Source organism: Streptomyces sp. NPDC027663 (genome assembly GCF_055566415.1).
The window spans coordinates 120,927-136,092 of record NZ_JBVHSK010000003.1; the positions used below are offsets into that span (position 1 = coordinate 120,927).

At 72.0% G+C, this 15,166-nt stretch carries 10 protein-coding genes; 3 read left to right on the forward strand and 7 right to left on the reverse strand.

The features are described from left to right. Window positions 1-57: 57 nt before the first annotated feature. On the forward strand, window positions 58-1,479 hold the full coding sequence (locus ACZ4SF_RS09925; protein WP_468380781.1) for a lipase maturation factor family protein: 1,422 nt from the start codon (window positions 58-60) through the stop codon (window positions 1,477-1,479). Window positions 1,480-1,510: 31 nt separating this feature from the next. Here ACZ4SF_RS09925 and ACZ4SF_RS09930 read toward each other — a convergent pair whose 3' ends face one another. The 7 genes from ACZ4SF_RS09930 to ACZ4SF_RS09960 all read right to left on the reverse strand — a co-directional run bounded on the left by ACZ4SF_RS09930 (window position 1,511) and on the right by ACZ4SF_RS09960 (window position 11,626). Next, the gene (locus ACZ4SF_RS09930; protein WP_468380784.1) at window positions 1,511-2,011 is read right to left on the reverse strand and encodes a cupin domain-containing protein; all 501 of its coding nucleotides are present in this window, start codon (window positions 2,009-2,011) and stop codon (window positions 1,511-1,513) included. 167 nt (window positions 2,012-2,178) lie between these two features. After that, window positions 2,179-5,199, reverse strand: coding sequence for an alpha-mannosidase (locus ACZ4SF_RS09935; RefSeq protein WP_468380786.1), 3,021 nt, complete (start codon window positions 5,197-5,199; stop codon window positions 2,179-2,181). Window positions 5,200-5,244: 45 nt separating this feature from the next. Beyond that, complete coding sequence (locus ACZ4SF_RS09940) at window positions 5,245-7,260, reverse strand: endo-beta-N-acetylglucosaminidase (RefSeq protein WP_468380789.1); 2,016 nt, start codon at window positions 7,258-7,260, stop codon at window positions 5,245-5,247. Further along, the gene (locus ACZ4SF_RS09945; protein ID WP_468380792.1) at window positions 7,257-8,513 is read right to left on the reverse strand and encodes a glycoside hydrolase 5 family protein; all 1,257 of its coding nucleotides are present in this window, start codon (window positions 8,511-8,513) and stop codon (window positions 7,257-7,259) included. The genes ACZ4SF_RS09940 and ACZ4SF_RS09945 overlap by 4 nt, the downstream gene beginning before the upstream one ends. Window positions 8,514-8,543: 30 nt before the next feature. Continuing rightward, a complete protein-coding gene (locus tag ACZ4SF_RS09950) occupies window positions 8,544-9,449 on the reverse strand; it encodes a carbohydrate ABC transporter permease (RefSeq protein WP_468380795.1) in 906 nt (301 codons plus the stop codon). After that, on the reverse strand, window positions 9,446-10,333 hold the full coding sequence (locus tag ACZ4SF_RS09955; protein WP_468380798.1) for a carbohydrate ABC transporter permease: 888 nt from the start codon (window positions 10,331-10,333) through the stop codon (window positions 9,446-9,448). Before ACZ4SF_RS09955 ends, ACZ4SF_RS09950 begins: the two co-directional genes overlap by 4 nt. 6 nt (window positions 10,334-10,339) lie before the next feature. Beyond that, window positions 10,340-11,626, reverse strand: a complete 1,287-nt coding sequence (locus ACZ4SF_RS09960) for an ABC transporter substrate-binding protein (protein WP_468382441.1) — start codon at window positions 11,624-11,626, stop codon at window positions 10,340-10,342. A gap of 218 nt (window positions 11,627-11,844) precedes the next feature. Here ACZ4SF_RS09960 and ACZ4SF_RS09965 point away from each other — a divergent pair, with 218 nt between their 5' ends. Further along, the gene (locus tag ACZ4SF_RS09965; RefSeq protein WP_468380801.1) at window positions 11,845-12,891 is read left to right on the forward strand and encodes a LacI family DNA-binding transcriptional regulator; all 1,047 of its coding nucleotides are present in this window, start codon (window positions 11,845-11,847) and stop codon (window positions 12,889-12,891) included. 96 nt (window positions 12,892-12,987) lie between these two features. Beyond that, entirely contained in the window at window positions 12,988-14,952 is a 1,965-nt protein-coding gene (locus tag ACZ4SF_RS09970; protein WP_468380804.1) for a DEDDh family exonuclease, read from the forward strand. Window positions 14,953-15,166: the final 214 nt, after the last annotated feature.

Consider the following 15,166-nt stretch of genomic DNA (forward strand, 5'->3'; position numbering starts at 1 on the left):
GGGACCGTCGTGACGAGGACGGCACCGAGGTAGCCGCACAGGAGGGCGCGCACAGCCGTGGAGTGGTTCACCGCACCCGACTACTGGCTGAGCCGGCTGGTGTTCCAGCGGGCCCTGGCCGCGTTGTACCTGTTCGCGTTCCTGACGGCGGCCCTGCAGTTCCGGGCACTGCTGGGCGAGCGCGGCATGCTGCCGATCCCCCGCTTCACCGCCCGGGTGCGGTTCCGGCGGGCTCCGAGCCTGTTCCAGCTGCACTACTCGGACCGCTTCTTCGCGGCCTGTGCCTGGGCGGGCTGCGCGGTGTCGGCGGCCCTGCTCGCCGGGGCCGACTCGGCGCTGCCGCTGTGGGCGGGGATCCTGCTGTGGCTGGTGCCGTGGGCGCTGTATCTGTCGATCGTGAACGTGGGGCAGACGTGGTACGCGTTCGGCTGGGAGTCACTGCTGCTGGAGACGGGGTTCCTGGCCGCGTTCCTCGGCAACGACGAGGTGGCGCCGCCGGTCGTCGTGCTGTTCCTGCTGCGCTGGATCCTGTTCCGGGTCGAGTTCGGCGCCGGGCTGATCAAGCTGCGGGGCGACGCCTGCTGGCGCAAGCTGACCTGTCTGTACTACCACCACGAGACCCAGCCGATGCCGGGGCCGCTGAGCTGGTTCTTCCACCGTCTGCCGAAGCCGCTGCACCGGGTGGAGGTGGCCGCCAACCACGTCACCCAGCTGGTCGTACCGGCCTTGCTGTTCACCCCGCAGCCGATCGCCTCGGCCGCCGCCGCCCTGATGATCGTCACCCAGCTGTGGCTGGTGCTCTCCGGCAACTTCTCCTGGCTGAACTGGATCACCGTCGTGCTGGCCCTGTCCGCGCTGCAGCTGCCCACGTCGGCGCCCTCCGTGCCGTCGGCGCCGCTGTGGTACGAGGTGGTGGTGCTCACGGTGGCCGCGCTGCTGCTCTTCCTGAGCTACCACCCGGTGCTGAACATGCTCTCCCGCCGCCAGGTCATGAACCGCTCCTTCGACCCGCTGCACCTGGTCAACACCTACGGCGCGTTCGGCAGCGTCAGCCGCGTCCGGTACGAGGTGGTGGTCGAGGGCACGCTCGACGACACCGCGCGCGAGGACTCCGACTGGCGGGAGTACGCGTTCAAGGGCAAGCCCGGCGATCCCCGGCACTGGCCCCGCCAGTACGCCCCGTACCACCTGCGCCTGGACTGGCTGATGTGGTTCGCGGCGCTGTCGCCCGCCTACGCCGGGGAGTGGTTCGGCGGTCTGGTGGAACGCCTCCTGGAGAACGACCGCGACACGCTGAAGCTCCTCCGCCGCTCCCCGTTCCCGCCGGACACGCCGCCGCGCTATGTGCGGGCACGGCTGTTCCGGTACCGGTACACGAGCTGGCGGGAGTGGCGGGAGACGGGGGCGTGCTGGGAGCGGACGTACGTCCGGGAGTATCTGCCGCCCACCCGGCTGGCGGGGGCGGTGCGGAGGTCGTGAGCGGCTTCGGCCCGTGGTGTGCGGAGACGGACTACGGGTTCTGCCGCTGGTCCGCGGGAGCGGGGTGGGACCGGGTCCGGTGGCGGCCGCGGAACTCGGCCAGCAGTTCGTCGGTGACCTCGGCCCCGGCGCCGACGGCCGCGTGCACCTCGCGGAAGTAGTCCTCGTAGCCGGCCGGGGTGTAGAGGCACAGGGCGCGGGCCGGTGCCTCGCCGGCGTTGCGGTAGCCGTGCGGGGTGCCCCGGGTGGCGGCGAGCAGGTCACCGGGACCGGCCGTCACCTCGCCGTCTCCGTCGTGCAGCGTCAACTCGCCTTCCAGGACGTAGAAGTACTCGTCGTGTCCGTCGTGCACGTGCGGCCGGGCCCCGATGACGCCGGGGGCGAGGGTGAACTCCTCGAAGGCGAAGTGTCCGCCCGTGTGCTCGCTGGTGAGCCGGAAGAAGTGCGCGACGCCGGCCACGTCGATGAGTTCACCGTCCTGGGCGCGACGCAGCAACGGCCGTGCGGGTGCGGTGGTCTGATGATCGGTCATGCTGCCATTGTGAACGGTCCACAGGGCGCAGACGGTGGTGCGGCGCCGGAGCCGGTCCTGGTCCCGGACGGTCCGGTCCCGTCGCCGCCGCCCCCGGACCACGGCTCCGGGCGGCAGCCGGCCGGGCGCTCCCGCCGGCCGGCCGGGCGCTCCCGGCAGCCGCGCGCTCAGCGCCTGCGCAGCCGCAGCGTCCTCAGCTCGAACGGCCGCAGCCGTACGGTGATCCGTCCGCCGTCGCACACCGGCGGCTCCGCATCGCCGTCCGGCCGCTCCAGCAGGTCCGTCGCCGTGACGTCCGCGACGTCGAATCCGGCCGTCAGGGTCGCCCGGGCCCGCCCGCCGTGTGCCTCGTGGAACCGGACGACCACGTCCCCGCTGCCGTCGTCGGCGAGCTTCACGGCCGTCACCACGACCGCGTCGTCGTCCACCGTGACCAGTGGGGCGACCTCGCGGGCGCCGGTGGTGTGCCGTTCCGGCAGGTTGATCCGCCAGCCCTCGCGAACCGCGTCGGCCACCGAGGCACCAAGGACCAGGGCGTGCCGGAAGCGGTGGACGCCCTGGTCGGTCTCCGGGTCGGGGAAGCGCGGGGCGCGCAGCAACGACACCCGGACCGTCGTGGTCGTACCGCGGTCGCCGTCCGTGCGCACCGTGCGGGTCACGTCGTGGCCGTACGTCGAGTCGTTGACGACCGCCACGCCCCAGCCGGGCTCCTCCAGATGGACGAAGCGGTGGTTGCAGGCCTCGAACTTGGCCGCCTCCCAGGAGGTGTTGGTGTGGGTGGGGCGGAAGGCGTGCCCGAACTGGGTCTCGGACGCGTACCGTTCGGCGTGCAGGTCGAGCGGGAAGGCCAGCTTCAGGAACTTCTCCGTCTCGTGCCAGTCGGCCTCGGTGTCGATGGCCAGCCGCCGCTCCCCCGGCGGCAGCGACAGCACCTGGGTGACCCGCGACGAGCCGAAGGCCCGGACGACCCGCACCGACGTACCGTCCTCACCGGCCGTGACCGACTCGGCGTCGGTGAGGTCGGTGACGGTGTTGCGGTAGAAGGAGTCGACGTCCCAGGCGTCCCACATGTTCGGGAAGTCCGGGTGGAGCTGGAGCAGGTTCGCGGCACCGCCGGGGGCGATGGTCTCCCGGTCGGCGACGGGGTCGTAGGCGGAGACGACGAGACCGCGGGCATCGACGGTGATCCGGAGCAGGCCGTTGTCCAGCGTGAATCCGCCGTCCTCGCGGGCCGCGACCGCGGTGTGGCCGGCCGCGGCCGGGGTGGCGGCACCGCCTGCCGGGACGCCGTGGCGGGCGTGCGGGGCCGCGTTGAAGACCAGCGGGGTCGTGCCCTGGCCGGCGAGCGCACGCTGGGCGCCCTCGATGATCGCGGTGAGTTCGGCGGCCAGACGCTCGTACGTCGCCCGGGCCTCGCGGTGCACCCAGGCGATGGACGAGCCGGGCAGGATGTCGTGGAACTGGTGCAGCAGGACCGTCTTCCAGATGCGGTCCAGCTCCTCGTACGGGTAGCGGAATCCGGTACGCACGGCCGCGGTGGCCGCCCACAGTTCGGCCTCGCGCAGCAGGTGTTCGCTGCGCCGGTTGCCCTGCTTGGTCTTTGCCTGGCTGGTGAGGGTGGCGCGGTGCAGTTCGAGGTACAGCTCGCCGACCCAGACGGGCGGTTCGGGGTACTCGGCCTCGGCCTTCTGGAAGAAGGCGCGCGGGGTCTCCCACACGACGGTGGCGGAGCCTTCGAGGTCACGCAGCCGGGCCGCCTTGGCGACCATCTCCCGGGTGGTGCCGCCGCCTCCGTCGCCCCAGCCAGAGGGCGCGAGCGAGTGCCGGGCCCGGCCCTTGTCCCGGAAGTTCCTCGCCGCGTGGGCGATCTCGCTGCCCTTCATGGAGCAGTTGTAGGTGTCCACGGGCGGGAAGTGCGTGAAGACCCGGGTGCCGTCGATGCCCTCCCAGTGGAAGGTGTGGTGCGGGAACCTGTTGGTCTGCGACCACGAGATCTTCTGGGTGAGCAGCCACTTGGAGCCGGCCGCCCTGATGATCTGCGGCAGGCCCGCGGCGAAGCCGAAGGTGTCCGGCAGCCAGGCCTCCTCGTTGTCGATGCCGAACTCGTCGAGGAAGAACCGCTTTCCGTGCACGAACTGCCGGGCCATCGCTTCCGATCCGGGCATGTTGGTGTCCGACTCCACCCACATCCCGCCGGCCGGCACGAACCGCCCGTCGGCCACCGCCTTCTTGACCCGCGCCCACACCTCGGGCCGGTGCTCCTTCACCCAGGCCCACTGCTGCGCCTGGGACATGGCGAACACGAACTCCGGTTCGTCCTCGATGAGGGCGGTCATGTTGGACGTCGTACGGGCCACCTTGCGCACGGTCTCACGCAGCGGCCACAGCCACGCCGAGTCGATGTGCGCGTGTCCGACGGCGCTGATCCGGTGCGCGGACGGCACCGCCGGGGCGGCGAGCACGTCACTGAGCCGGGCCCGGGACCGGCCGGCCGTGCCGCACACGTCCTGGAGATCCACGGCGTCCAGGGCCCGTTCGACGGCGCGCAGGATGTCGTGGCGGCGAGCCGAGTCCGCGGGCAGCTCGGCCATCAGCTCGCCGAGCACCTCCAGGTCCAGCACCAGCTGCCACACGGTCTCGTCGAAGACGGCGAGGTCCATGCGGGTGAGCGTGTACTGCGGTTCCCGCCCGGCGGTGTCCTTGTCGCCGAGCGAGGTGGGGCGGAAGGGATGGTAGTCGAGGATGACCGGGTTGGAGGCGGCCTCGATGTGCAGGCGCACCTCCTCACCGCCCGCGACGGGCGCGCCGATGCGCACCCACTGGTTGCGCGGGTTGAGGCCCTTCACCGGGGTGCCGTCGGGCCGGTAGACCAGGCCCTCGCACTGGAAGCCGGGCATGTTCTCGTCGAAGCCGAGGTCGAGCAGCGCCTCGACGGTCTTCCCGGCCCATGCCTCGGGGACGGTCCCGGTCACCCGGAACCAGCTGGTGCCCCAGGGAGCACCCCACCGGGCGCCCACCGTGATCGGCTCGGGCTCGGCGGCGAGCCCTTCCGCGACGGGCACGGGTTCGCCGGGCGCGTGCCACACCGCGACCTCCAGCGGCACGGACTCGGGGTACACGGCAGGGCGGATGCGCTCGTCGAGGACGCGCCTGAGGCGGGCTTCCACCAGAGTGCGGTCGTCATGCATGCGGGGTGCTCCGTTGCTGTGTCGGAATCGGGACCGGGCGGATCGTTACCAGGGGTGCGTGACGGCGGCGGGGGCCGACGAGGTGTACAGCTCCCCTACCGCGCGCACTTCGAACCGTGCCGCCTGCTCGCCCTGCTCGGGCTGGAGGCCGGTGAGGAAGTACGCCCGCTGGCAGGTGGCCCCCAGGAAGCGGCGGGTGCCGTCGGCGAGCAGTCGGTGCAGGGTGTAGTGGCGGACGGTGCCGGGGGCGGCGTTCCAGGCGAGGCGGAGGTCGCCGCCGTTCGCCGCGGTGACGCGGGGGCCGGAAGGGGCGGACGGTGTGGTGACCGCGTTCCGGACGGCGATCGCGCCCAGCCGCCAGCGCACCGGCCCTTCGGTGGCGGTGAGCCGGACGCCGAGGGCGCGGACAGTGCCGGCGAGGCCGGTGAGCGGGAGGGTCACGGTCTGCCAGCCGTTGATCGGCTTGATGTCGGCCGAGTTCACGGCCAGATACGTGTACGGCGGCGTCGCCCCGGGCGCGCCCGGTTCCGCCGTTGCCACCGCCAGCTCGACGTCCACACCCCCAGCGTCGGTCCGATACGTCAGCTCGACAACCGTGCCCGCACCGATCGGCAGCCGGGTCGCGTAGAGATCCACCACGGCCGGCTGATCCAGTCCACCCGCCACCAGCACACTGCTCCCGCCCCGCCAGGCGTCGGCGAAGTCGAAGGAGACCGCCGGCCGCTCCCCCGCCGTCCGCACCACCCACCGCCGCGACGGCAGCCGGTCCTGCAGCCCGAGGTGGTTCCAGGGCACGTCCGAGGCGACGGCCCCCGCCTCGTACCAGCGCAGCCCGTGCCCGGTGTTGAACACGCTCGCGAACGGCACCGAGGCCACCGTCGACCGGTCCGCCACGGACACCGCGGGCGCCCGCCACGGGTCGCTCGCGTCGGGCCGCGACGGGTCCAGTGACCGCCCGGTCCAGAACCGGTCGTCGGCCGCGTGGAAGTCCTCGGGGGCGCGCCGGCCGGCGGGGAGGTGGTTGCGGGTCCACTCGGGCCGGTAGAAGCCGACCGACGTGACATGCGGTTTCCCGGTCGGCACGATCGCGTCCCAGTTCACGTACGTACCGGAGCCGTTCGACTCGACGTCCACGCCGGCCCACAGCTCGTACCGGCTGCGCCCCAGCTGCTGTGCCCTCGTGCCGGAAGAGGCGAGCGTGGCCGCGCTCCAGCGGAAGTCCACGAACATGTCGTCGGCGGTCTGGAAGAACGCCTGGTTCTGGCTGTTCAGGGCGCCCTGCCAGCTGACCGTGCCGTTCACGGTCATCGCGTCGTACCAGGTCACCCGCTGCCCCTGCGCCGCCGCGAGCGCCTTCAGCTCCTTGAGGAAGCCCAGCATGGCCGTGCCGAGTGCGCTGTTCCCGCCGCTCGTCTCGGCGTTGACGAACCAGCCGTCGAAGCCGTACGCGGCGGCGACGGCGACGAGTCGGGCGGCGAGCGGATAGTGCCCGGAGGCGTCCTTCTGCACCAGTTCGCGGGTCCACTGGAGCTGTCCGCCGTACGCCACCGGTGGCAGGAAGATGTTGCCGAGGACGGGGACGCCGTGCCGGTGGGCCGCGTCCACGACCGGCGCGTTGGGCGCGAGGATCAGGCCCTCGCCGGCAGAGCCGCCCCAGAACACCAGCTCGTCCAGGTACGCCCAGTGGGTCAGGGCGTAGTAGTCGGCGGTGGCCGAGCCCTGGGCGGGGTTGGCGGACGTGGGTCCGAAGGAGACGAGGGCCTGGATGCGGGCCTGGCCGGAGCGGGCGGTGGTGTTGGCGGGGGCCGGGGTGAAGCGGGGGGCGAGCGGCACGGAGGCGGCGTTGAAGGCGAGGTCGGGGTCGTCGGCCGCGCGCCAGGCCTTCAGGCTGCGCCAGGTGATGCCGGGGCCGGGGCTGCCGGACGGGAACGAGTCCGGGTACCAGTACGAGGCGTACGGCGGGGTCGCGGCGGCGGCTCGCGGGGCCGCCGCCGCGGGAAGCGACGGGGCGAGGGCCGCCGCGGTGGCGGCGATCAGGACGGTGCGTCTGGTGGGGTTCACGAGCGGGTGCCTCCTTGGGGGGTGGGGAGTACCTGGCCGGGAGTGACGACGTCGGTGATGCCGCGCGCGGCGAGGTGTTCCTTGTCGTCGGCGCGGGTGTCGAGCACGGTGGTGGGGCGGGCGCCGTCGGCGACGAGCCGGAAGAAGGCGTCGAAGACCTGGCCGCCGGGTGCGCAGCGCGAGCGGTGGGCGGGGCCGGCGGGAACGACGAGGGCGGTGCCGCGCACGGGCGGGGTACGGCGGGCCCCGCGGGCCGCGTCGGCGAGGACACGGGCGATGTCCTTCGGCTGCCGTTCGCCGGTCAGCAGGCCGAGGGAGTATTCGAGTTCGGGGAAGTCGGCGAGGGTGCGCGAGACGTCGTAGGAGCACCACCAGGTGATGCCCCACAGGTCCGGGCAGTCCAGCACGTTTCCGATCGTCGCCTCGGCGAAGGCGGCGGCGTGCTCGGCCGGCACCAGCGGCGCGGGCGCGCCGACCTCCTGGAGCCACACCGGCCGGTGCGGCTCGTCCGCCCAGGCCTTGCTCAGTTCGACCAGGTAGGCGGCGTGGTGCTCGGTGGGCACGGAGGTACGGCCGTGGCGCTGGGCGGTGCCGTTGAACACCCAGGAGTGCACGGCGGTGAGGTCGCCGAGCCGGGCGGAGTGCCCGGGGGTGAAGGGCTGGTCGTGCTGGTACCAGGCGGCGTCGTAGGAGGCGTGCAGGTGCGGCCGGCCGGGGGCGCCCTCGGCGCAGGCGGCGAGCATCCGGGTGAGCCACCGCTCGGCCTCCTCGGCGGTGATCCGGTCGGGGTCCGGGTGGGGGGCGGCGGCGAACTGGTTGACCTCGTTGCCGACGGTCATGCCGAGGAAATTGGGCCGGTCGGTGAGGGCGGCGGCGAGGGTGCGCAGATAGGCGGCCTGGCCGGCGATGACGTCCGGGTCGGTGAAGAGGTTGCGGCGGTGCCAGGTGCGGGTCCAGGCGGGCAGGTGGTCGAAGCTGCTCAAGTGGCCCTGCAGCCCGTCCACGCTGACGTCGAGGCCGCGTTCGGCGGCTGCGTCGGCGAGCGCCACGAGCTGCTCGACCGCGCGCGGGCGGATCAGGGTGCGGTTGGGCTGGAAGTACGGCCACAGCGGGAAGACACGGATGTGGTCGAGGCCGAGCGCGGCGATCGCGTCGAGGTCGGCGCGCACGAGGTCGAGGTCGAAGTCGAGCCAGTGGTGGAACCACCCTTCGCTCGGGGTGTAGTTGACGCCGAAGCGCACGGCAGGAGGCATGGGTGTCCTTGCGGAGGCGGTTGACGTGGTTCAGCCCTTGACGGCGCCCTCACCGACCCCGCGGAAGAAGTACCGCTGCAGGCAGGCGAAGAGGACGATGAGCGGTGCCACGGCGATCACGGTGCCGGCGGCGACGAGGCGTTCGTCGCCCGCGAAGGTGCCGTGCAGATAGTTGAGGCCGATGGTCAGGGTGAACTTGGACGGGTCGCTGAGCACGATCAGCGGCCACAGGAAGTCGTCCCAGGCGCCCATGAAGGCGAAGACGGCGACGACGGCGAGGGTGCCCTTCACCGACGGCAGGGCGATCCGCCAGAACCGCTGCCAGACGTCGGCGCCGTCGACGTAGGCGGCCTCCTCGATCTCGTAGGGCAGGTTGCGGAAGGCGTTGCGCATCAGCAGCACGTTCATCGCGCCGATCGCGCCGGGCAGGACGACACCGATCAGCGTGTTGTTCAGGCCGAGTTCACGCATGGTGGTGAACTGGGCGATGACGATGCCCTCGACGGGCACGAGCATCGCCAGCACGAAGACGAGCGTGGTCACGCGCCGGCCGCGGTAGCGCAGCCGGGCCAGGGCGTATCCGGCGAGGGCTGAACCGACGCAGTTGGTGACAACGCTGGCGGAGGCGACCTTCAGGGAGTTGAGGGCGTAGTCCCAGACCGGGATCGTGTCGGCGACCCGGCTGTAGTTGTGCAGGGTGGGGTGGCCGGGCAGGAACGTGGGCGGTGAGCTGTAGATGTCCTCGGTGGGGCCCTTGAGCGAGGTGGACAGCTGCCAGAGGAACGGGCCGACGGTCAGGGCGAGTACGGCGAGGAGCAGCAGGTAGCGCAGGGCCAGCTCGCCGATGCGGATGCGGCGGCCGTGTCCGTCGGTGACGCGCGGCGCCCGCTCCGCGGTGGCCGGCCGCTCGGTCCGTGCCTTCTCCAGGACGCTCACGGCTCCTCCTTCCGGTCGGCGCGCAGCACGAGCAGCATCAGGACGACGGTGACGGCGAACACGACGACGGAGAGGGCGGAGGCGTAGCCGACGCGGCCGGTGAGGCCGGTGCCGGTGCGCTGCACGAGCATCACGAGGGTGGTGTCCTCGCCGGCCGGGCCGCCGCTCGGGCCGGCCATCAGGTACACCTCGGAGAACACCTTGAAGGCGGCGACCGAGGAGAGCGCGGCGACCAGCACCATCGTGGACCGTACGGCGGGGACGGTGACCGAGAGGAAGCGGCGCACCGGCCCGGCGCCGTCCACGGCGGCGGCCTCGTGCAGTTCGCGCGGCACGTTCGCCAGCGCGGCCAGGTAGATGATCATGTAGTAGCCGAGGCCCTTCCACACCGTGACCGCCATGGCGCTCAGCAGGAGCAGCCACTGGTCACTGAGGAACCCGACCCGGCCGGCCCCCACGGTCTCCAGCAGCGAGTTCACCAGGCCGCGTTCGTCCAGCAGCCACACCCAGATCAGTCCTACGACCACGATCGAGGCGACGACGGGGGTGTAGAAGGCCGACCTGAAGAACGTGATGCCTGGAATGTTCTTCTGCACCAGCAGCGCGAGCAGCAGCGGCAGCACGACCAGCGCCGGCACGACCCCGAGGACGTACAGGGAGCTGTTGCGCAGTCCGGTCCAGAACATGTCGTCGTGGAGGAGTTCGCGGAAGTTGGCGAGGCCCACGAAGTGTCCGGGCACCAGGGTGCGGCGGTCGGTGAAGGAGTTCACCAGGGTGGAGACGAAGGGGTGGAGCACGAAGGCGCCGGTGACCAGCAGTCCTGGTGCGGCGAACAGCCAGGGGCTGAACCCACGCTGGCGTCTGATGCGCAGGGGCGTGGTCATGACGGGTCAGCCCTGCCGGAGCAGCCGGTCGGCAGCCTCGACAGCGTTGTCGAGGGCTTCCTCCGGGCTCTCCTTGCCCTGGAGCGCCTTGGCGACCTCGTTGCGCAGCGCGGTCTTCATCTGGTCGCTGAACAGCACGGGCGTGTAGTTGACGGCGTTCTTCAGCGACTTGGCGGCGGCGATCCGCACCCGGGTCTCGTCGGTGCCGTCCTCCTTGGTGAAGTACGGGTCGTCGAGGGATCCGGCGGTGCTCGGGAAGATGGCGACCTTCTTGGCGAAGGACATCTGGTGCTGCGCGTCGGTGACGAAGTGCGCGAAGGCGACGGCGGCCGGGGCGTGCCTGGTGCGGGAGTTGACCATCACGCCCATGACGTACATGTTGACGTGCCCGGTGCTGGTGATCTGGTCGGTGATGCCGATGTTCTTGTACAGGCCGGGTGCGTTCTTCTTGAAGTTGCCGAGGTCCAGGGCGCTGCCGGGGTTCATCGCGACGGCACCGGTGAGGAACTTCTTGCCGGAGGACTCCGGGGTGGCGGTCAGCGCCTGTGCATCGAGGGCCCTGGCGTCGTACAACTGCTTGTACCTGGTGAGCAGTTCGACCCCCTTGTCGTCGTTGAAGGCGAACCCGGTGCCCTCCTTGTTCATGAGCGGGACGCCGTAGCGGCCGAAGTCCTCGATGGTGGGCACGTTGGCGAGGGTGGCGACCTCGCCGTCGCTCTTGCGCGCCATCGTCATGGCGTCGGCGAAAAGATCGCCGTACGTCTTCGGCGGCTGCTCGGGGTCGAGCCCGGCCTTCGTGAACAGGGCCTTGTTGTAGAAGAGCGGGCCGGTGTTCAGGTACCAGGGGAAGGCGTACGTGCCGCTCATGCCCGGTACCCGGTGGCTGGCCCAAGCGCCTTGCAGGTACTCCGGCTTGTACGTGGCGGCGGCCTTGTCGAGATCGAGGGCGAGGCCGGCCTTGGCGAGCGGGGCGACGAGGTCCGGGGAGACGTTGACGACGTCGGGCAGGGTGCCGCCGCCGGCGTCGGCGCTGAGCTTGTCGGGGTAGCCCTCGGCGGGCTGGTCGACCCATTTGACGTGCGTGCCGGGGTACTTCTGCTCGAAGTCGGCGATCAGGCCCTCGAAGTACGCCTTGAAATCGGCGCGCAGGTTCCAGGTCTGGAAGGTGATGTCACCCTCGACCTTTCCGGAGGCGTCGGCCGTGCCGCCGTCGCCGTCTCCCGAACCGCAGGCACTCAGCGGAAGGATCAGGGCGACGGCAGCGGCGGCGAGGGTTCTGCGGGACATGGGCACGGACACGGCTCCCTTGCTGTGTCGGGCTGTCGGTGGCGCCGAAGACCTTGCCCCCGCCGTTCGGAGGAAGTCAATGCATGCGTCCGAGCTAAAGAAATCCAGCCTTCATCAGTGCAGGTCAGACGTGTTTGGCCGAGAGCTTGCGGTCAATTGCTAATGCGCTTTAGGGTCTTGACACTCAAGCGCATTAGCGAGCACCCTTCCGAAGGGGAAGAATCGTGCCGACCAAACGGTCCCCCGCTCGCCGGCCCACGATGAAGGACATCGCCCGGCGGGCCGGAGTCTCCGAGAGCGCCGTCTCCTTCGCGCTCAACGGCCGCCCCGGCGTCTCCGAGGCCACCCGCGCCCGGGTCCGCCGGGTCGCCGAACAGCTCGGCTGGCGGCCCAGCACGGCCGCCCGGGCCCTGTCCGGCGAGGGCGTGGCGACGGTCGGCTTCGTCCTCGCCCGCCCCGCCCACACCCTCGGCGTCGACTCGTTCTTCCTGCAGCTCGTCTCCGGCATCCAGGAGGTACTGGCCGAGCGGCACCTCGGCCTGCTGTTCCAGATGGCGCAGGACGTGACCGACGAGTGCGCGGTGTACCGGCGCTGGTGGGCGGAGCACCGGGTGGACGGCGTCCTCGTCGCCGACCCGCGCGCCGAGGACCCGCGCCCCGGCCTGCTGGACGAACTCGGCCTGCCCGCCGTGGTGATCGGCGGCGCACCGGACGAACGGCACCCCGGGCCGTCCACCGTGTGGGCGGACGACGCGGGCGCGATGGCCTCGGTGGTGGACGAGCTGACGGCCCTCGGCCATCGCCGGATCGTCCACATCGCCGGACCGGCCGACCTGGTCCACACCCGGCGCCGTATCGCCACGCTCCGCGCGGAGGCGGAGCGGCGCGGCCTGACCGAGGTCCGCTCGGTGACCACGGACTACTCCGACACCGAGGGCGCCGCGGTGACCCGCCGGGTACTCGGTGGTCCGCATCCTCCGACGGCCCTCATCTACGACAACGACGTGATGACCGTGGCCGGCGTGGCCGCGGCGGCCGAACTGGGCGTCCGCGTCCCCCGGGACGTGTCGGTGGTCTCCTGGGAGGACTCGGCGCTGTGCCGCATGGTCACACCCCAGCTGTCCGCCCTGTCCCGCGACAGCGCCGAGTTCGGCCGCACGGCGGCCCGGGAACTGCTGGCCCTGCTGGACGGCGGCCCCGCCCGGACCGTACGGGTGCCGGTCCCCCGCCTGATCGAGCGCGACAGCACCGGCGCCGTGCGGTCCGGATGACGGCCGCCTTGCCGTTCTCCGGAGCGAAAGATGACGCATCGGGAGAAATGCGCATCCAGGTTGAAGGAAGCGTGAAGGACACATCATCCTTCCTTCATGTCTCTCGCACCTTCAGCCGTCGCCCCGTCCCGCCTGACCGAGTACGCCCTGGACTGGGCGTTGGTGGACGTGGAGACCTCCGGTCTGGTGCCGCGCCGCGACCGGGTGCTCTCCGTCGCCGTGGTGACGCTCGGGCCGGACGGTGAACAGACCGGGGAGTTCTCGACCCTGCTGAATCCGGGCTGCGATCCGGGTCCCGTGCACGTGCACGGGCTGACGGCCGAGCGACTGCACGGGGCGCCGACGTTCGACCAGGTGGCCGGGCACATCGGTGACATGCTCCGGGACCGGGTGCTGGTCGCGCACAACGCCCAGTTCGACTACGACTTCCTCGCGCACGAGTTCGCCCGCGCGGGGGTCCGGCTGCCCGTCGCCCGGCGGCTGTGCACCCTGGCGTTGAACCGGCGCGTCGATCCGCCCACCGAGGACCTCAGGCTCGGCACGCTCGCGGCGCACTACGGCGTGCGGCAGCTCAAGGCGCACGACGCGCTGGACGACACCCGGGTACTGACCGGCGTGCTGCGGGCGTCGCTGCGCGAGGCGGCACGGCTCGACGTTCCGTTGCCGCTGGTGGCCTGCCCTCCCCGGCAGGATCCGCGGTTCGAGCCGAAGCCGCCGAAGACGCCGTGCGCCTTCCGCAACCCGGGACGGCTCGCGACGGGCGCGCCCCTGGTCCAGGGCATGAAGATCGCCGTCACCGGTGAGACCCGCACCTCGCGTGCCGAGCTGGCCGGACGGGCCGTCGCCGCCGGGCTGAACATGATGACCTCCGTCAGCCGCCACACCAGCGCGCTGGTCACCAACGACACGTCGTCCGGGTCCGCCAAGGCCCGCCGGGCACTGGCCGAGGGCGTGCCGGTTCTCGACGAGGACGCCTTCCTGCGACTGCTCGGCGACGTACGCCCCGGCACGCCGCACGAGACGGCCGGGCCCGCGTCGACCGCGAGCAGGCCCACCGCCACGGAACCGGCGCCCGCACCCACCGCCACGGCACCCGCACACGCACACGCGACGCCCGAACCCCGTGTCGCGACCGCTCCCGCGCTGCCGGCGGTACCGGCACCCCGCACGCCCGCACCGACGCCCGCGTCCTCTCCCACACCCGCTCCCACCGAGAGCGCGGACGGACCGAAGCCGGGCGGGTGCTCCGCGAGGCCGCGTGGGCTCCTGGCCGGGCGGCGCGTGCTCGTGCTCGGCGGTACGCATCCGGAAGCGGTGGCCGGCCGGGTCCGTGTCGTCGAACTCGGCGGGGCCGCGGCGATCAACCTGTCCGCGAGCGTCACGGACGTCGTCCTGCTCGACGGGGGCGAGCGTGACCGCCGCATGGCGCGGATCGGCTCCCTCTGTCTGCCCACCCACGCGGCCGACTGGCTCGACGCCCCCGTCATCACCCCGCTGCCGCGCCCCGCCGGCAACGGCGGCGCGCTGGTGCTGCCCCGCGGCGGTGTGCTCGACCTGCCGTACCGCCCCGGGCAGTCCGGCGGTGGCCGGTGGACCGTGACCGCGAGCTGGGCTCAGCAGTCGACGTGCGAGATCGACGTGGTCGCCTTCGTCCTGGACGAGGACGACCAGGTCTCCTTCGACGAGGACTTCGTCTTCTACGGCGCCCCCGAGAACCCCGGCGGCACGGTACGGCTCCTGAGCGACGGCCCGACGGAGCAGACCATCAGCGTCGACCTCGCCGCGCTCGCGCCCTCGGCACGCAAGGTCGTCGTCGCGGCGGCGGTCGACGGCGACGCCACGTTCGGGGAGGTGGGCGCGGTCCAGATCAGTGCGGGGCCGGGCACCAGCTCGGCGTCCCTGGTGCAGGCCACCCTGGATGCCGCGACCACGGAGCGCACGATGATCCTCGCCGAGGTCTACCGCCGCGGGCCCCTCTGGCGCCTGCGCGCCGTCGGGCAGGGGTACGACGACGGACTCGGCGCCCTGGCCGGCCGCTACGGCGTCGACGTCACGGACTGAACGCCCGGGCACCGCACCGGCCTCCGGCCACCGCAGGACCCGGCCGCCCTGGGCCGGACCTCCTCCGGCTGCTCCTGCTCCGGCTGCTCGTACTCCTGCTGTTCCTGGTCCTGCTCTTCCTGCTCCGGCTGCTCGCACTCCCGCTGTTCCTGCTGCTCCTGCTCCGTCGTGAGACTCCACCTCGAGCACCCATGGGAGGGCAGGACTGCGGTGC